At 31.1% G+C, this 18,298-nt stretch carries 14 protein-coding genes; 5 read left to right on the top strand and 9 right to left on the bottom strand.

From position 1 onward, the window contains the following. Window positions 1-60 precede the first annotated feature (60 nt). Entirely contained in the window at window positions 61-1,914 is a 1,854-nt protein-coding gene (locus tag P2G10_RS05970) for a DEAD/DEAH box helicase (protein WP_275315650.1), read from the bottom strand. 172 nt (window positions 1,915-2,086) lie between these two features. Continuing rightward, the gene (locus P2G10_RS05965; protein ID WP_275315647.1) at window positions 2,087-3,442 is read right to left on the bottom strand and encodes a hypothetical protein; all 1,356 of its coding nucleotides are present in this window, start codon (window positions 3,440-3,442) and stop codon (window positions 2,087-2,089) included. A gap of 180 nt (window positions 3,443-3,622) precedes the next feature. Here P2G10_RS05965 and P2G10_RS05960 point away from each other — a divergent pair, with 180 nt between their 5' ends. After that, the gene (locus P2G10_RS05960; RefSeq protein ID WP_218772454.1) at window positions 3,623-5,242 is read left to right on the top strand and encodes an ABC-F family ATP-binding cassette domain-containing protein; all 1,620 of its coding nucleotides are present in this window, start codon (window positions 3,623-3,625) and stop codon (window positions 5,240-5,242) included. 57 nt (window positions 5,243-5,299) lie between these two features. Here P2G10_RS05960 and P2G10_RS05955 read toward each other — a convergent pair whose 3' ends face one another. From P2G10_RS05955 to P2G10_RS05945, 3 genes are read right to left on the bottom strand one after another with little or no spacing between them, the layout of a single operon-like run. Then, a complete protein-coding gene (locus P2G10_RS05955; protein WP_218772455.1) occupies window positions 5,300-5,848 on the bottom strand; it encodes an RsmD family RNA methyltransferase in 549 nt (182 codons plus the stop codon). Then, the gene (locus P2G10_RS05950; RefSeq protein WP_275315646.1) at window positions 5,848-6,678 is read right to left on the bottom strand and encodes a DUF3822 family protein; all 831 of its coding nucleotides are present in this window, start codon (window positions 6,676-6,678) and stop codon (window positions 5,848-5,850) included. Before P2G10_RS05950 ends, P2G10_RS05955 begins: the two co-directional genes overlap by 1 nt. Further along, window positions 6,653-7,387: a hypothetical protein gene (locus P2G10_RS05945; protein WP_275315645.1), complete on the bottom strand. Its 735-nt coding sequence runs from the start codon at window positions 7,385-7,387 to the stop codon at window positions 6,653-6,655. The genes P2G10_RS05950 and P2G10_RS05945 overlap by 26 nt, the downstream gene beginning before the upstream one ends. Before the next feature lie 101 nt (window positions 7,388-7,488). Between P2G10_RS05945 and P2G10_RS05940 the strand changes: the two genes are divergently transcribed. From P2G10_RS05940 to P2G10_RS05930, 3 genes are all read left to right on the top strand, one after another. After that, window positions 7,489-8,916 (top strand): ATP-dependent DNA helicase, encoded by a 1,428-nt coding sequence (locus P2G10_RS05940; protein WP_275315643.1) that lies wholly within the window; start codon window positions 7,489-7,491, stop codon window positions 8,914-8,916. Between the two features lie 423 nt (window positions 8,917-9,339). Continuing rightward, window positions 9,340-9,840: an energy transducer TonB gene (locus P2G10_RS05935; RefSeq protein ID WP_275315642.1), complete on the top strand. Its 501-nt coding sequence runs from the start codon at window positions 9,340-9,342 to the stop codon at window positions 9,838-9,840. Window positions 9,841-9,925: 85 nt separating this feature from the next. Further along, window positions 9,926-12,445 (top strand): PIG-L family deacetylase, encoded by a 2,520-nt coding sequence (locus tag P2G10_RS05930; RefSeq protein ID WP_275315640.1) that lies wholly within the window; start codon window positions 9,926-9,928, stop codon window positions 12,443-12,445. Between the two features lie 153 nt (window positions 12,446-12,598). On the opposite strand, the gene P2G10_RS05925 is transcribed toward P2G10_RS05930, so the two are convergent. The 3 genes from P2G10_RS05925 to P2G10_RS05915 are packed head-to-tail and all read right to left on the bottom strand — an operon-like array spanning window position 12,599 to window position 15,220. Further along, window positions 12,599-13,690, bottom strand: coding sequence for a M42 family metallopeptidase (locus P2G10_RS05925; RefSeq protein ID WP_275315639.1), 1,092 nt, complete (start codon window positions 13,688-13,690; stop codon window positions 12,599-12,601). A 17-nt stretch (window positions 13,691-13,707) separates the two neighbouring features. Further along, window positions 13,708-14,538, bottom strand: coding sequence for a lysophospholipid acyltransferase family protein (locus tag P2G10_RS05920; RefSeq protein ID WP_218772462.1), 831 nt, complete (start codon window positions 14,536-14,538; stop codon window positions 13,708-13,710). 52 nt (window positions 14,539-14,590) lie between these two features. Further along, window positions 14,591-15,220: an NUDIX hydrolase gene (locus P2G10_RS05915; RefSeq protein ID WP_275315638.1), complete on the bottom strand. Its 630-nt coding sequence runs from the start codon at window positions 15,218-15,220 to the stop codon at window positions 14,591-14,593. Window positions 15,221-15,323: 103 nt separating this feature from the next. Between P2G10_RS05915 and P2G10_RS05910 the strand changes: the two genes are divergently transcribed. Beyond that, window positions 15,324-15,617 (top strand): hypothetical protein, encoded by a 294-nt coding sequence (locus P2G10_RS05910; protein WP_218772464.1) that lies wholly within the window; start codon window positions 15,324-15,326, stop codon window positions 15,615-15,617. A 67-nt stretch (window positions 15,618-15,684) separates the two neighbouring features. Here the strand turns inward: P2G10_RS05910 and P2G10_RS05905 are convergent, their stop codons facing one another. Then, window positions 15,685-18,255 (bottom strand): endonuclease, encoded by a 2,571-nt coding sequence (locus P2G10_RS05905; RefSeq protein ID WP_275315636.1) that lies wholly within the window; start codon window positions 18,253-18,255, stop codon window positions 15,685-15,687. Between the last annotated feature and the right edge of the window lie 43 nt (window positions 18,256-18,298).

Genomic DNA, 18,298 nt, shown 5'->3' with positions numbered 1-18,298 from the left:
CTTAAGTAAAAAAAAGCAACTCATTTATGAGTTGCTTTTTTAATATATAAGATTCTTTGCTTAGTCTCTTTTACGCTTTCTACCAAAACCAGCAGAAGCATTACCGTCACCACTGCTTCTTCTAGGAGAAGAACTACTATCGATACTGCGTCTTCTAGAGTCGCTTCTGTTAGAAGATTCACCTCTACTAGAATCACTTCTTCTACCAGAACTTCTTGGCCCTCTATCATTTCCACCGCTTCTTCTTCTTCCGCTGAATCCACCACCGCCACCGCGAGGTTTTCTTCCGCCTCCACCGCCACCGCGATTAGATTTAGTAATTTCAATGTTTACAGTACGTCCGTTAAAGTCAGCGTCATTTGCTCCAAAAGCATCTAACGTTTCTTTTTCAAAGTTTTTATCAATTTCAAAGAAAGAAAAAGTATCTAAAATATCAATCGCTCCGATTTCAATTTTATCTGCAATTTTTTGATCGTTTATTAATCCGATTAATGCAGCAGGGTTTAATTTATCTTTTCTACCTAAGTTGATAAAGAAACGAGTCATGTTTTCATCATTAGATCTAGCTCTTGAACTATCTCTGTTTGATACATCGTTTAAATCGTCAGACTTGTTGTAGTAAGATAAAAATTTATTGAATTCTAATGAAACGAATTTCTGAACTAATTCTTCTCTAGATAAATCTTCTAATTTTTCATAGATACTAGGTAAGAATTCTTCAATTTGTTCCGTATTAACTTCAGTAGCTTTAACCTTTTCAATTAAGTGCATTAATTGATTTTGGCAAATTTCTTTACCTGTAGGTACTTTTTTAGATTCAAATTTCTTTTTGATGATACGCTCAATAGAACGTAATCTACCTTTCTCTTTGTTATTTACTAATACTACAGAAATACCTTTACTACCAGCTCTACCTGTTCTACCACTACGGTGATTGTAGTTTTCTATTTGGTCTGGTAATTTATGGTTAATAACGTGTGTTAAATCGTTAACATCAATTCCACGAGCAGCAACATCAGTTGCAACTAAAATTTGGATAGTTTTCTTACGGAATTTACCCATAACGCTATCTCTTTGTTGTTGAGATAAATCTCCATGTAAAGAATCTGCGCTATAACCATCTTTTATTAAGTTATTGGCTACTTCTTGTGTTTCTCTTCTTGTTCTACAGAAAATAATTGCGTAAATATCAGTATTTACATCTGCAATTCTTTTTAATGCTTGGTATCGAGTTCTTTCGTTTACTACATAGTATTCGTGAGTAACGTTATCTGAACCTTGATTTTTTTCTCCTGATGTAATTTCAACAGGATTATCCATATAATTTCTAGCAATAGCTTCTACTTCTCTAGGAAAAGTTGCTGAAAATAATAAAGTTTGTTTTGTTTCAGGAGTTGCGTCTAATACTTTATCAAGTTCGTCTTTGAACCCCATGTTAAGCATTTCATCAGCTTCATCTAAAACTAACCATTTTACGTTTCCTAATCTTAAAGCTCTACGATTTATTAAATCGACAGTCCTACCAGGCGTTCCCACAACTATTTGTGCACCTCTTTTTAAACCTCTAATTTGCTCTTCGATATTAGAACCACCATACACAGTAACCACTTTTAAATCTGGTATGTATTTAGCGAATTCTTTAATGTTGTTTCCTATCTGAACTGCAAGTTCACGAGTAGGAGATAAGATAATAGCTTGTGTGTTTTTATCTGAGTAGTCTATTTGCTCGATAATTGGTAAACTAAAAGCAGCTGTTTTTCCTGTACCTGTTTGGGCGAATGCTTTTAAATCTGCCGTAGATGAAATAATTTGTGGAATTGCTTTTTCTTGAATTACAGTAGGCTTTTCGTAACCTAAATCTGTTAATGCTTTGTTGATAGGCTCTTTTAAACCTAAATCTAAAAATGTTGACATATATACGTCTGTGTTCTTTTTAGATTCACAGACGCCAGTATCTGTAAACCTGATTCTTAATTTGGACAATAGATTATATGGCTAATAATCTGGTAGTTAATAATCTAAATTTCATTTTATTTCGAAAATAAAATCCCGCAAAGGTATGATAAATTAAATAGATTATAGAAGATTATTTGTTTTTTTGTAAATTACCGACTTCTACATTAATTCTTTTTGATGATAAACTAGTGTATCCGTTTGTTATAATACCTTTACTATCAATTAAAACAACACGCGGAAACTTGCTAGTAGAAAACTCACACAAGCTGCTTTTTTTGGGTAATGTGTATTGGTGTTTAATATCTATGTTTTTGGTATATCTTTTAGATGATGTACATAAATTAACTACAACAAAATTAACATCTGGGTTGTTTCTTATAAGGTAATTAGTACGAGAAGCAATCCATTCATCAGATGCATGTTTGTAGTCTTTAAATAAAATAACAGTATTCTTGTCACTTACTATTTTAGAAATATTCTTTTCTTCTCCTTTAGCGTTCACTAAATTAAATGAAGGCAATTTATCACCTGTGTTTAATAATTTTAGATCGTTAATTAAGCGTTGTACATTTTTTTTCTGATCAATACTTGTATTTAATTTAAAGAAAGTAAAAAATGCTTGGTCGTTATTTTTTTGACTAGGCTCTTTAAAAAAGCGACGCATAACGGTGTTATATAGTAACTTGTTTTTTATTTCTTCTGAAGTAATATTTGCGTCTATGCTATAAAGTAAGTCAACAGTAAAGTTTTCTGATTTTTCTTTCTTAAGATATACATCATTGTATAACTTATCCATCATATATTTATAATATGGTTCGTAAAAAATTAAAGAGTCTTTTTTAGTGTTGATGTTATTGCGATAATCAAAATAAGAATCAATTAAAGGAATAGACTTTTTATTATTATAGTTATAAATAGCATATTCTTCTAAATTGGTATAAATAGGATACAGCATCGTAATGTTTAGTATTTCTAAAAAATCACTAGAAACATCATCTGTATTGTTTTTGTAAGTGTTAATAATATTCTCCTTAACTCTTTTTATAGAATCTGCTTTTTTTATAAAATTTTCTTGTGTAAGGTTTTGATGCTTAGAAAAATATTTATCATCTATTTCTGTTTGCAAAAACGATTCTATTAAGATGTTATTTCTTTCTGCGTTTTTACCGCTAAAAACAAGCGACTCATCAAAGCTCCAAGTATTTAACCTAAAAAGCAAACTGTCATTAGCCTCTAGATATACATATTGATGTTCTGGCCCATGACCAAACATGTATAATCCATCTTTAAACTTTTTAAAAGTGCCTAAAAAGCTATTGTCTTTTTTCAAATAAATAGTGTCGTTAAAACCATAATTATCAGATAAAGTTACATAGCTAGATTTTGGGTTTATAATCTTACCTCCAAAATAAGTGTTTTTTGGGGTTTCCGATTCATTACAACCAATGAATAAAATTAATATAAAAGGTATTAAATACTTAATCATATCTTGTTTTTCTCTTTATAAAGAAATAATGCTCAAAAATAAACATCTCTGTATAATCTAGTTGTTAATTAGCTGTTAAAAGAATTAAAAGCGCCAAAAGTATGATGTTAAATTTATCCTTGCAAATTCTTTTTAAGTCAGTATATTTTATACTTTTGCAGCCAATTTAAAAAGTCATAAATGTTATCAGTATCTAATTTATCAGTTCAGTTTGGTAAGCGTATTTTATTTGATGAAGTAAACACAAAGTTTACTCAAGGAAATTGCTACGGTGTTATCGGAGCAAACGGAGCAGGGAAATCTACTTTTTTAAAGATAATATCAGGAGTGCAAGAACCAACATCTGGTCAGGTTCATTTAGAATCAGGTAAAAGAATGTCGGTTTTAACTCAAGATCACTATGCTTTTGATGAGTATACTACTTTAGAAGCTGTTTTAATGGGGAATAAAGAGTTGCATAAAATTAAGACAGAAATAGATGCTTTATATGCAGATTATACTGATGAAAATGCAGAAAAAATAGGGGAGTTACAAGTTCGTTTTGAAGAAATGGATGGTTGGAATGCCGATGCTGCTGCTGCAACTTTATTATCGAATTTAGGTATTAAAGAAGAAGATCATTATACTTTATTGGCAGATTTAGAATCTAAAAAGAAAGTACGTATCTTATTAGCTCAAGCATTATTTGGTAACCCGGATGTGCTGATAATGGATGAACCTACCAACGATTTAGATTTTGAAACAATTGCTTGGTTAGAAAATTTTTTAGCTAATTTTGATAATACGGTAATCGTTGTATCGCATGACCGTCACTTTTTAGATGCTGTTTGTACACATATTTCTGATATCGATTTTGCAAAAATAAATCACTTTTCAGGTAACTATACTTTCTGGTATGAATCTAGTCAATTAGCAGCGAAACAAAGAGCACAACAAAATAAAAAGGCAGAAGATAAGAAGAAGGAATTAGAAGAATTTATTCGTCGTTTTTCTGCAAACATGGCAAAATCTAAACAAGCTACTTCTCGTAAGAAGATGATAGATAAGTTAAATGTTGATGAAATTAAACCTTCTAGTCGTCGCTACCCAGCTATTATATTTGATAGAGATAGAGAGGCAGGAGATCAGATATTAAATATAGAAGGATTAACTAAAAACTTTGAAGGAAGTCCATTATTTGCCAATGTTGACATTAACTTAAACAAAGGAGATAAAGTTGCAATTATTTCAAAGAATTCTAAAGCAGTATCTACTTTTTATGAAATTATTTCAGGAAATGAAGAAGCAGACTCAGGAAAGTATAATTGGGGAGTAACAACGACACAATCTTATTTGCCTGCAGATAATTCATCATTTTTTCAAAACGGCGAATTAGATTTAGTAGATTGGTTACGTCAGTATGCACAGACAGAAGAGGAAAGAGAAGAAGTGTTTTTAAGAGGGTTTTTAGGTAAAATGATTTTTTCAGGAGAGGAAGCATTAAAGAAAAGTAATGTGCTTTCTGGAGGAGAAAAAGTTCGTTGTATGTTGTCTCGTATGATGATGACAAGAGCTAATATTCTTTTATTAGATGAACCAACAAACCACTTAGATTTAGAATCTATTCAATCATTAAACAACTCTTTAATTAACTTTAAAGGAACCATATTGTTTTCTACTCATGATCACGAGTTTGCACAAACAGTAGCAAACCGAGTTATTGAAATAACACCAAAAGGAGTGATTGATAAATACGCAACTTTCGATGATTATTTATCTGATCCTAAGGTTAAGGAATTAAGAAAGAAAATGTATTCTTAATAGATATATTATCACATAAAAAAAGGAAGCTAATTAATTAGCTTCCTTTTTTTATGTTTACTCTTCTGTTTCTGTTTCAAAAAAACTAAAAACATTACCACCGTAACGTTTGTCGTAACTATGTTTTGGATGTTTTGTTAAATCGGTGTGTTTAGAGTGTTCTATAATTAAAGTTCCTTCTTCACTTAAAAGTTGACGATCAAAAACAAGATCAGCAATTTTTAAAAACTGCTCTTCTTCAAAGTCATATGGAGGATCTGCAAAAATAACATCCGATTTTATAGTTGTTTTTTCTAAAAACTTATATACATCGCTTTTGTAGGTGCTTATATCAAAATCTAACTCTTTAGCGGTTTCGTTAATGAATTTTATACAGCCAAAATGAGCATCAACAGCGTGTATTGTTAAGGTTCCGCGAGAAGCAAACTCATAACTGATATTACCAGTACCTGCAAAAAGATCTAATACAGCGATACTATCAAAATAATAATTGTTGTTTAAGATGTTAAATAACGATTCTTTAGCCATGTCGGTCGTAGGACGAACAGGTAATTTTTTCGGAGCAGAAAGTCGTCTGCTTTTATACTTTCCTGATATAATTCTCATTAGTGTACTAAGATGAAATTAGAATGATTAGAAAACTCTTCACTATCTGTAAAAAAGTTTAAGATAGGTTTTAAAAAATGAATATTACGTACGTAATTAAAGGTAATCGTATAAAGGTCAGACTGTTTTTCAATATTACCTAAGAAAGTTAATTGAAATTTATCAGGATCCATTTGTAATTGTTCTGCTACAAATAAAATGTAATATAAAAAATCTTCTTTTGTAGCGTAAGAAAATGAATTATGTAAAATTAAAATGCCTTGCTGGCAAACAACAATATCTAATTGATTAGGAGATACGTGTACGAAAAATTGTTTTTCAGAATCTTCTTTAGAGTAGTTTAATAACTTATCTATTAAAATAGTTGAGTGATGTTTGTATTCGAATTCTCCGAAATTTTGAAACAGATAATTATTGATGTTTACATAAGGAATGTATACCGTATTGGCTTCCATCATATCTAAAGCATCATATGTAATAAAATCTGTTGTTAAGGTTTTAACGGTGTATTTTAAATAAGATTCTAAACAGCTTCTATCAAAATATTCGTTGGGTACAAGTGTTGCTAAGTTATTTTGATGAATAGCAAATACACTTTTAAAGTCTTGCTGTAAATCTTTATCAGTAGCAAAAATACTAATAACTTTATCTAATAAATATTCAGGAGAAGTCAATGAAGCCTCAAATATATATTCGGTAAATAAAATTGTTTCTCTTGTATCTGAATTAGAGATACAAAAAGAAAATCCATCCAAACTAAATTGGATGGATAGATTTTTATTTTGCGTTATTACGCTAGTTTTTTTAGTCTTCTTTAACAACGGCTTCACCTTTATCGTAAGAAGGAGGCCAGTTACCACCAGTAGTTACTTCGTCTAAAGAACCAACAGAAACATAAGTTCCTTTAATTTGATCCGTTTCTAAAGCTTCTAATTCTTGTTTCACTAAAGAAGTACTCATACCTTTTAAGATAGCTGTTTTATCTGCTTTAACTTCAAAAACAGGAACTAATAATCCGGCAACTTTTTCAACTTCACCAGTAGCTATTTCAAACTGCTTGTCTGTTCCAGGAACATTAAACATACCTTTATAGTCTTCACCTTCAAAATATTTTGCTACAGGTTCGTACCCTATAGTATCAACTTGTTTTTTAGAAACAGTAATAAAAATACCACCACCTCTATCAACTTTCTCTTCGATGTTTTTAGTTTCAATTAAAGCTAATTGACCGTTTTCAATAAAGTTAATTAAAGAATCTTTACTGTTAGTATAAGTTCTATAAACCTCTTTATATTTAACTTCAGCATCACGAATTAATTTTAAATTCTTAATAACCTTAGCAAAACGTACTTCTTTTTCTTTAGCAAAATGAATAGGTTCTATGATACCTCCATAAATTTTAACCACTAAGAGAACAGTAGCTGCTAATAATAAAATAGAGACTAACCATCTCATTTTCAATGGCACAAACTTAACTATAATTACAGCTAAAAGAATTGCAACTACAACAGCTGCTAAAATCATTAATAATAAATTCATTTTTTTTGTTTTAATATATGATATACGCAAATCTACAATTTTTTTTCAATCATGAAAATTTTTATCTATAAATACATTTATCTTTGGCTATTATTTAAAATATGATAGAATCAGCACCTAAGTTTTATAAAGAAATTCTCGAGAAATTTCCGTACCAACCCACTCAGAAGCAAAATGAGTTATTAGATAAGTTAACAGACTTTTTGTTTGACACTAATAGCAACGCTTTGTTTTTATTAAAAGGATATGCCGGTACGGGTAAAACAACGATAATTAGTACCGTAGTTAATAATTTATGGAAAGCCGGTAAAAAGGCTGTTCTTTTAGCACCTACAGGTAGGGCAGCAAAAGTAATTTCTGGTTATTCTAAAAAGCAAGCCTTTACAATACACAAAAAAATTTACTTTCCTAAAAAAGAAGGTAATGGGGGTGTTAGCTTTGTGATGCAACCTAATAAGCATATTAACACGGTTTTTATAGTTGATGAAGCTTCAATGATATCAGATGCTCGTCAAAACTCTAAACTGTTTGAAAACGGCTCTTTATTAGATGATTTAATATCTTTTGTGTACTCGGGTAAAAACTGTAAAATTGTTTTTATAGGAGATACAGCACAGTTGCCACCGGTTAAATTAACAATGAGTCCTGCTTTAGAGGCAGATAAACTTTCTTTTGATTTTAATAAAGATGTTACCGAAATTGAGTTAGATGAAGTAGTGCGTCAGCAACAAAATTCAGGTATTTTAGCTAATGCAACTGATTTACGCTTATTAATACAAAATAATGTTACCGACTTTAAGTTTGATATAAATTATCTAGATATCATCAGGCTAGAAGACAGTTACGACATACAGGATGCTATTACACAGGCGTACGATGGTGATATTGGGGTAGAAGATACCGCTTTTATTGTACGATCAAATAAAAGAGCTAATCAATACAACGACCAAATTAGAACTAAAATCCGTGGTCAAGAAAATGAGATTTCTACAGGAGATTATGTAATGATTGTTAAGAACAATTACTTTTGGTTAAAAGACTCTTCTTCCGCAGGTTTTATAGCAAATGGTGATATCTGTGAAGTGATGCGAATTACTGATATAAAAGAATTATACGGATTTAAATTTGCTGAAGTAGAGGTTCGTATGATTGATTATCCTGATATGAGTCCTTTTGAAACAGTATTGCTTTTAGATACGCTTTCTAGTGAAAGTCCTTCTTTAAGCTATGAAGAATCAAATAAGTTATATCAAGCTGTAAAAGAAGATTTTGCTGATGAAAAATCGAAATATAAGCAGTTTATGGGCGTAAAAAATAATAAATACTTTAATGCACTTCAGGTAAAATTTTCTTACGCGATGACTTGTCATAAATCACAAGGTGGACAATGGAATACCGTTTTTATTGAGCAGCCTTATTTGCCTGACGGACCAAGTGTTGAGTATTTACGTTGGTTATATACTGCAGTTACCAGAGCGCAAGATAAATTATATTTAATAGGCTTTAAAGATGATTGCTTTTTAGAGTAAATAGTTATTCTTTTAATAAAATACGCTTTAAATCACTTAAAAAGGGTTTCATCTATACATATAAGGTCGTTTATCGAAAAACAAACTGAAGATGCTTATGTTATTGATACATTTATAATATATGAATGTAAATTTTTTAACATGAAAAATATAACATTAGCATTATTAATGTTTCTTACTCAAGTAGTTGTCGCTCAGTAAGTTTGTGAAGATGAAGTTGAGTCGAACTACGTAGATTTAAATAGTATATCTGTAAAAAAATGTGAAAACAAATCATCTAGAGCTGTTATTCAAAACTCAGAAACAACATCAAAAACATTTAGCAAAAGATATTTAAAGAAAAGAAGATCTAGTAATAGGGTAAAAAATCCATTAAATAAAACAATACTTAAGGTAGCTAAAAGTGAAATAGAAAATCTTGCAATGCTAATTAATGAGCCTAAAGTTATTTCTAATAAAGAAAAGTTAATTAGAAACAGTGTGAAAAGTATAGCTTTAGTTGCGAATAAAGTTAATAACGAGTTAATTCAATCAGAATTGAAAGTTAAAGAAGGTATTAACTTAACTAATTTTATAAGAACAGTTTCTTTTGCGGAAGTATCAAATGTGCCTTCATTTTCAATGCCAAATAATAATATTTCTTTTAATCAAAGAATGGCTGAACATATTAAAGTTCAATTAAAATACCCAGAACAAGCATTAGTAAATAATATTGAAGGCTCTGTTCTAGTTAATTTTGTAATTAATACTAGCGGAGAAGTAATAAACATTAAAGCTTCAAGTAATGAAATAAATAATAATATTTTAGAAAAAGAAGCTATCAGGATCATAAAAACCCTTCCAAAGTTTATTCCAGGAAAACATAATGGTAAAAAAGTGAATGTTTCTTATGGATTTCCTATACTTTTTTCAATGGACTATTAAATTATAATTTTTGCATACAATTAACATATTATAAATTTTTTTAGTACTAAAAAAAGTACATTTGTTGTTCAATTAAATCTTTATAATGTTTAAAAGAGCACTTTCTATTATTGGTATTTTTTGTATTTCAACGACAATAAATGCTCAAAAACCTCAAAAATTAAATTCTAATCAGATTTTTGAGAAAATTCAAAAATTAAACTTTTTAGGTTCTGCATTATATATTGCAGCGCATCCAGATGATGAAAATACCCGTTTAATCGCTTATTTATCAAACCATGAAAAAGCAAGAACAGCTTATTTATCATTAACTCGTGGTGATGGAGGTCAGAATTTAATTGGCTCAGAAATGAGAGAATTATTAGGAGTAATTCGTACGCAAGAATTATTAGCAGCTAGAAGAGTAGATGGTGGAGAACAGCGTTTTTCAAGAGCAAACGATTTTGGGTATTCTAAACATCCAGATGAAACTTTAAAAATTTGGAATAAAGAGGAAGTCTTAGCAGATGTAGTTTGGGCTATCAGAACTTTTAAGCCAGATGTAATTATAAATCGTTTTAATCACAGAACTCCAGGTACCACACATGGTCATCATACTTCATCGGCAATGTTAAGTATGGAAGCTTTTGATTTAGCAAATGATAAAACAAAATATGCTAGTCAGCTTAAAAATACCAGTATTTGGCAACCACAACGCTTATTTTTTAACACTTCTTGGTGGTTTTATGGTAGTCAAGAAAAGTTCGATAAAGCAGATAAAAGCAAGATGCTAAGTTTTGATATTGGTGCTTATTATCCGTTAAAAGGCTTGTCAAACAACGAATTGGCATCTATGGCTAGTAGCCAACACTTATGTCAAGGTTTTGGCCGTTTAACAACTCGTGGAAGTCAAACCGAATATGTTGAATTTTTAAAAGGTGATTTTCCAAAGGATAAAAAAGATATTTTTTCTGGTATAAATACTACGTGGAACAGAGTAGAAGGCGGAGGCGAAATTGGTGATATTTTATATGAAATTGAAAAGAATTTCGATTTTGTAAATCCTTCAAAGCATTTACCTGAATTAATGAAAGCTTATAAGTTGGTTCAGAACTTAAAAGATGCACATTGGAAAAACATAAAAACAACAGAATTACAAGAGGTAATTAAAGCTAGTGCAGGTTTGTATTTAGAAGCTTCTGCAAACAAATCTAGCACCACATCAAATAGTAATTTTGAAGTTAATTTTGAAGCGTTAAATAGAAGTGTTAATTCAATAGAATTAGTATCTATTAAAACATTACCTAACGAAAATATAATTGCTAAAAATTTAGCATTAGCACCCAATGTAAAGCAAAATTTTAAAGAAAATATTGCGATTAAAAACATTGGTTATTCATCTCCTTATTGGTTAACAAAACCATGGGATTTAGGAATGTATACTGTTGATAACAAAAAACTAATAGGAAATCCGGAAAGCGAAAGACCTATTAACATCGTTTATAATTTGATTATTGAAAATGAACCGATATCATTTAAAATTCCGGTTGTTTACAGGTATTCTAAAAGCGATAAAGGCGAAATTTATGAACCTTTTGAGGTGTTGCCTAAAGTAACGACTAAATTAAAAAGTAAGGTTATTATTTTTTCTGATGATGTTTCTCAAAAAGTGTCTTTAGAGGTTCGTTCTGGAGATAAAAATGTAATAGGAAGTGTTTCTTTACAGGTTCCTAATGGGTGGCAGGTTTCTCCTAAAATGGCTAATTTTAATATCGAACAAAAAGGAGATAAACAAATAGTAGATTTTAAAGTTACGCCACCAAAAAATCAATCAGAAGGAGTTTTAAAGGCAATAGCAACAATTGGTAACGAAACATATAGTAAAGAGTTAACCGAAATTAATTACGATCACATTCCTAAACAATCTATTTTATTACCATCACAAGCAAAGCTTGTTCGTTTAAACATTAAAAAAAGAGGAGATAAAATAGGCTATATTCAAGGCTCAGGAGATGCAATTCCAGAGAGTTTACGTCAAATAGGGTATGAGGTAACAGAAATAAATCCTAAAGATATAAATGATAAAAATTTACAAGATTTTGATGCTATTGTTGTAGGAATTCGTGCATATAATACCTTGCCAGAATTACAGTTTAAGCAAAAATATTTGCTAGAATTTGTAAAGAACGGAGGAAATATGATTGTACAGTATAACACGAATAGAAGGGTAGATGTAAAGGCACCTTTTGAGTTGAAATTATCGAGAGATAGGGTAACAGATGAAAATGCAAAAGTTACTTTATTAGCCAAAGAACATTCTATTTTAAATTACCCGAATAAAGTTACTGAAGCTGATTTTAAAGGTTGGGTTCAAGAACGTGGATTGTATTTTCCGAATCAATGGAGTAAAGAGTACACTCCGATATTATTAATGAATGATAAAGGGGAAACAGCTAAAGAAGGTAGTTTATTAATTGCTAAATACGGAAAAGGAAATTATATATACACCGGCTTAAGTTTCTTTAGAGAATTACCTGTAGGAGTTTCAGGAGCGTATAAATTATTTGCAAATATGTTATCTGTAGGCAAAGAGAATGACGTAAAACAAAAAGAAATGAAGCTGTAAAATAGTATAGTTATACAACTATAAAAAACCTCGAAAACATATTGTTTTCGAGGTTTTTTTTGATATAAAGATGTCATTCCGATGAAGTATGAAGAAGGAGTCTCTTTTTTGAAGTAGAGATTGCTTCGCTACGTTCGCAATAAAACTTATAGCTTATTTAAAATATGAAAAATCTTCTCCGTCTTCAATTTTTAATAAACTTTCGTAAATCATTTTAATTACATTTTCAACATCATCTCTATGAACCATTTCAACCGTTGTATGCATATAACGTAATGGTAAAGAAATTAACGCAGAAGCGACACCACCGTTACTGTATGCAAAAGCATCGGTATCTGTGCCGGTAGCTCTTGATAATGCAGAACGTTGAAAAGGAATATTGTTAGCCTCAGCAGCATCAATAATCAAATCACGTAACTTTTGTTGCACAGCAGGAGCATAAGCAATTACCGGTCCTTTTCCTATTTCTAAAAGTCCCGCTTTCTTTTCCTCGATCATAGGTGTAGTCGTATCGTGGGTAACATCAGTAACGATTGCTACATTTGGCTTGATTGTTTGAGCAATCATTTCAGCACCACGTAAACCTATTTCTTCTTGTACAGAGTTTGTAATGTATAATCCGAAAGGTAATTCCTTTTTGTTTTCTTTTAATAAACGAGCAACTTCAGCAATCATGAATCCACCCATTCTGTTATCTAAAGCACGACACACAAATTTGTCTCCATTTAAAATATGAAATTCATCTGGATACGTAATTACACAACCAACATGCACTCCTAATTTTTCAACTTCTTTTTTAGTAGCACAACCTGTATCTATAAAAATATTGTCAGGCTTTGGAGCTTCTTCATTTGCTTTATTACGAGTATGAATTGCTGGCCATCCAAAAACACCTTTTACGATGCCGTTTTTAGTATGAATATTAACAATTTTACTTGGTGCTATTTGATGATCTGAACCACCGTTACGAATCACGTAAATTAATCCGTCATCAGAAATATAGTTTACATACCATGAGATTTCATCAGCATGTCCTTCAATAACTACTTTGTATTTAGCATCTGGATTAATTACTCCAACAGCCGACCCGTAAGTATCTGTAATAAATTCATCAACATAAGGCTTAAGGTAATCCATCCAAATTTTCTGTCCTTCCCATTCATATCCAGTTGGAGCAGCATTATTTAAATATTTAGTTAAGAAATCGATTGACTTCTCATTTAAGATTGATTTATTTTTAGTCATAAATTGTAATGTTATAATTATTCCTCTTCTTCTTTGTAAGAGTCAGCTCCCCAAAAACGTCGTTTTTCACGGTATTCTTGCTCTTGTTTAATTTGTTCTGGAGTTAGTACTTTTAAAAATGATGGATGCTGTTCTATAGCATATTCTATTTTTTCAACAATACTAGCTACATCTTCAGTTTCATGATCAAACTTTAAAGGCTCTTTTATAACCATTGATTGTAAAACATTTCGTTTTTTAATTAACAATCCTTTTTTATCAAAAGAACGTCTAAAACCATCTATTACAATAGGAACAACAATTGGGTTGTACGTTTTTATAATATGAGCTGTACCGCGTCTAATAGGTTTAAAAGGCGTTGTTGTTCCTTGCGGAAAAGTAATAACCCAACCATCGTCTAAGGCTTTACCTATGTTTGAAATATCAGACATTTTTACCTGTCTCTTAACATCTTTCCCTTCACTTCTCCAGGTTCTTTCTACAGAAACTGAACCTACATATGCAAATATTTTAGGAAGTATACCTGATCTCATAGTTTCACCTGCAGCAACATAATATAAGTTTAATTTAGGGTTCCATAAATAACCTACGTTTCTAATATTATCATCACGCCCTTTTAAAGCAGCATTAAATACATGAAACATAGAAGCTACATCCGCAAAGTAAGTTTGATGGTTAGAAATGAATAATACATTTTTGTCAGGAAGATTCCGAAGAATATCCATACCCTCAATTTGTAAATTATTAAATTTACGATAACGACCATGAGAAATAACGCCTAAAACTTGTATTAGAAAGCGTTTTATGAATAAAATATGTCCGAATGGATTCCTTTTAAATAAAGGCATTTGTGATTATTTTTTTAGTGTAAGAGCTAAATTACAAAAGAAATAGAAAACATTACTGTTTAAATAAATCTTTAATTTCTGAAAGCATCATTGCTGTAGCTCCCCAAACGATATAACTATTTAATTTAAAGCACGGTACGTCTATGTTTTTCATATATGAAGTTTCCATTTCAATAGAGCTTAAATTATTTTCATCTAATAAATCGCTCATTAAAACTTCAATAATACCTTCAACCTCGTAGTTAGGTGTAAAAAGTGGTTGTTTTTTGGTTATGCCAATAAACGGAGCAACTAGAAAATTACTAGGAGGTATGTAAGAATCAGAAAGTTGCTTTACAATTTTTATATCATCAGAAATAACACCTACTTCTTCGAATGTCTCCCTTAAAGCAGTTGCTTTAAAGTTGATGTCATCTTTATCTGTTTTACCACCCGGAAAACTTATTTGAGCCGAATGTTTTCCTTTATATTTTGCTCTTTGTGTTAATAAAAACCGTGTTTCATTATTTTTATCAGGATAAAACAATGCCAAAACAGCAGCTCTTTTTGGCTTTTTACTGTCTATTAATTCTTGAGGAAATTGTGTTCTTAACTTTGGAGCAAGTTTAAGTTGAGAAGCCAAGCCTCCTAAAGGTTTGTTCTTAAATTCTTCTAATTGACTTATGAAATCAGAGAAAATCATTCGTTTTTAGTATTTTAGAGCAAACATATTAATTTACAGAGTTAAAAATCAAAAATTTTGGCTTGAATTTTGATTTGTTACAAACAGAATTAATTTTTTATAAATGGATAAAAAAAATAAATATAAAAACTTAGGGTTAAGTTTATTGTTTGATGCAATAGGACTTGTATCATATATAATACCTGGTGTAGGTGAATTACTAGATGTAGTATGGGCGCCGATTGCTGCGTATTTAATGACTAAAATGTATAAAGGAGGTAAAGGTAAAATTGCAGCAGGTGTTACTCTGGTAGAAGAAGCAATGCCAGGTTTAGATGTGATACCAACTTTTACACTTATGTGGTTGTTTACATATGTATTTGCTTCTGATAAATCTAAAAGTACAATCGATATTTAGAACCTGTATTTTTTAAGCATAAAAAAGGGAAGCATTTAGCTTCCCTTTTTCTTATAATTTGATATCGTTATTTTTTAATAAACTTTTTAGTAAAAGCTCTTTGTCCGTCATTAATTTCAAGAATATACATTCCGTTTTCTAAATTAGAAACATTAATAGTTGAATGATTTACTTTTCCGTTTAAAACTTTTTGACCAATAACATTAACAATTGTATAATTAGCATCTCTATTATCTGCCATTCCAATTTTTAAATAATTAGTAGTTGGATTTGGAGAAAGAATAGCATTAAAAACAGCAGTTTCATTACCTAATTTTGCTTCAGCAATTACATTCGTATTGTATCCACCTTTTGCACTTACTCCAATATTTACAGAGTAGTCTTCAACTTCTCCATAACCAAAAGTTTCACAATCAGTAGGAGCAGCATCCCATTTCATGGCAACACGCATTCTTGTTTTTCCTGTTAAAGCTGAAGTAGGTACTGTAAAACTTGCAGATAAATTAGCTGAGCTAGAAGATGATCCACTAACTACCTCTTCATTGCTTTCAAATATACCGTTTTTGTTAAAATCAATCCATACTTTCCAAAACTCAGTATAAGAAGAGCCTGAAAAACCTGCACTAATAATTATAGTATTGTTTCCGTAAGGTAAATTACCTGTTTGAGATGTAAAATCACCATAACCATTATTAGAAGAAGAAGCGTTTGAAATTCCGCCTATAGCAACATTATCAATATATTCATAGCTTGAATTATTACCTTTAGAAGCGCAGTAATTAACCACAACACTTTTAGTGGTTACACCAACAGTATTACTTGATGTAGAAATATTACCAGCAGCATCTTTAGCTTTTACATAAAAAGTGTAATTCGTAGCAGCTGTTAAACCACTAACTGAATAATTTGTAGTTGTTACTGTAGCTATTTTAGCTGAGCCTTTATAAACATCATAACCTGTCACAGCAGTATTGTCTGTAGCAGCATTCCAATTTAAGTTTACAAAGGTTTCTGTTATGTTACTAGCCGTTAAGTTACTAGGAGTAGAAGGAGCAGCAGTGTCAACATGTGGAGTTCCTCCATCAATTGTATGATTTCCTAAGCCATTAAAAGTATCTTTCGAAAGGATATTCCACTCAGATGTAGTATAGCTTGCATTAGGAGAAGAAACTGTTGATTTTCTCTGTAATGTTTTGTCTTGTGCAAATGTTGATGAGCTATTAGGGTTTCCTATTAAATCGATAAGTGAGCTTCCTTTAAATAAACCAATAGCATCGTTTCCGTTAAAAGAACTAACACTAGTTTCTGTTAATTGTGCTTTGTTTTTAATAGTTGTAGAAGCATTGTTGTTTGCAATTACATATACATTTCCGTTTTCTAATTGTCCGCTTAAGGTTACAGTGTTTGTCCATCCGCCACCGTTAGAAGCTTTCTTTAGAGAATAGCCAGCTAAATTAATAGTTGTACCGGTGAAATTCGCAATTTCTAAGGCTTTGTTGTTAGAAGAACCTTCAACGTATTCAGAAATTAATAAATCAGAAGCAGAGCCTCCAGAAGTGTTCCCAGCACTTGTAGTAATATTTACAGTAGAACTAGATGCTGAAACATTACTAGCTGCATCTCTTGCTTTTACAGAAAAACTATAGTTAGTAGTAGCATTTAAACCTGTTACATTGTACGAATTAGCAGTGCTTGTAGCTATTTTAGTAGTTCCTTTATAAATGTCATAACCAGTAACAGCAACATTGTCGGTAGCAATAGACCAAGATAAATCTGTTGATGTTTCCGTAATATTTGAAGCAGTTAAGTTAGTAGGAGTTGTTGGTGCTTGTGTGTCAGAAGAACCGCCACCGTTACCAAATTTATCTTCTGCTTGTGGACCTCCCCAAATTTGAGTTGCAAAAGCAGGATTATCGATAAACGGATTTCTATTTCCTTGTATTCCTTGTAATATAGGGTTTCTTTGTGTTTCAAAACTAGATACAGGGTCTTCAGCATTCCATTGTAATAATAATTGAATCATATTATTGTCAGAAGAACTTGCAGAACCAATAGCAACGTTACTAGGTAAACATTGGTTTCCGTAACGTACGTACATATACAGCATCATACGAGCAACATCTCCTTTCCACTCATCACCAGGGTACCAACCACCGTTAGAATCACCTGCATTACCAGATCCTGCTGCAAATTTTTTACTACTTCTTTGTGAGTTAAAAGAAATATCCGCAGGTCTTAAATGGTGTACATCTGCTCCAGCCCCTGAAGTTCCTAAATTAGGATTCCCTAATGATTTCGGATATACGTGCTCTCTGTTCCATTGCGTTCCAGCAGAACCACCGTTAGCATCTTTGCTACGAGTTCTGTCTGTGACATAGTTTCCGTCAGAGTCATTATAACCATAAATTAAAACAACATTACTGTTGTTTGCAGCGTCTAAATCAGATTGTTTTAAAGCGTCCCAAACACCTGGTGAATAGGATAAATTAACAGCATGTGTGCTAATAATTTTTGTAGCTAAAGCATCTTTTAAAGCTGTGCTACTTTGGTTCAAGTTAACATCGTTATAATAACTAGGTACTTGAGAAAATACTGAAAGAGATACAATCAGTAAAAAGAAGGGTAGTAATTTTTTCATGTAAATTGAGTTGTGTTAAGTTATGGGGGAGTGCAAAAAAACA

The sequence above is a fragment of the Tenacibaculum bernardetii genome, from assembly GCF_029125915.1.
In the GTDB taxonomy this organism is placed as follows: domain Bacteria; phylum Bacteroidota; class Bacteroidia; order Flavobacteriales; family Flavobacteriaceae; genus Polaribacter; species Polaribacter bernardetii.
This window is presented reverse-complemented; position numbering and strand designations above follow the sequence as displayed.

Bases quoted from the DNA above. Each gene is read 5' to 3' on its own strand.
- P2G10_RS05965 (WP_275315647.1), bottom strand. From the start codon at position 3,442: ATGATTAAGTATTTAATACCTTTTATATTAATTTTATTCATTGGTTGT.
- P2G10_RS05955 (WP_218772455.1), bottom strand. From the start codon at position 5,848: ATGAGAATTATATCAGGAAAGTATAAAAGCAGACGACTTTCTGCTCCG.
- P2G10_RS05920 (WP_218772462.1), bottom strand. From the start codon at position 14,538: ATGCCTTTATTTAAAAGGAATCCATTCGGACATATTTTATTCATAAAA.
- P2G10_RS05905 (WP_275315636.1), bottom strand. From the start codon at position 18,255: ATGAAAAAATTACTACCCTTCTTTTTACTGATTGTATCTCTTTCAGTA.
- P2G10_RS05940 (WP_275315643.1), top strand. From the start codon at position 7,489: ATGATAGAATCAGCACCTAAGTTTTATAAAGAAATTCTCGAGAAATTT.
- P2G10_RS05970 (WP_275315650.1), bottom strand. From the start codon at position 1,914: ATGTCAACATTTTTAGATTTAGGTTTAAAAGAGCCTATCAACAAAGCA.
- P2G10_RS05915 (WP_275315638.1), bottom strand. From the start codon at position 15,220: ATGATTTTCTCTGATTTCATAAGTCAATTAGAAGAATTTAAGAACAAA.
- P2G10_RS05945 (WP_275315645.1), bottom strand. From the start codon at position 7,387: ATGAATTTATTATTAATGATTTTAGCAGCTGTTGTAGTTGCAATTCTT.
- P2G10_RS05930 (WP_275315640.1), top strand. From the start codon at position 9,926: ATGTTTAAAAGAGCACTTTCTATTATTGGTATTTTTTGTATTTCAACG.
- P2G10_RS05935 (WP_275315642.1), top strand. From the start codon at position 9,340: ATGCTAATTAATGAGCCTAAAGTTATTTCTAATAAAGAAAAGTTAATT.
- P2G10_RS05910 (WP_218772464.1), top strand. From the start codon at position 15,324: ATGGATAAAAAAAATAAATATAAAAACTTAGGGTTAAGTTTATTGTTT.
- P2G10_RS05960 (WP_218772454.1), top strand. From the start codon at position 3,623: ATGTTATCAGTATCTAATTTATCAGTTCAGTTTGGTAAGCGTATTTTA.
- P2G10_RS05925 (WP_275315639.1), bottom strand. From the start codon at position 13,690: ATGACTAAAAATAAATCAATCTTAAATGAGAAGTCAATCGATTTCTTA.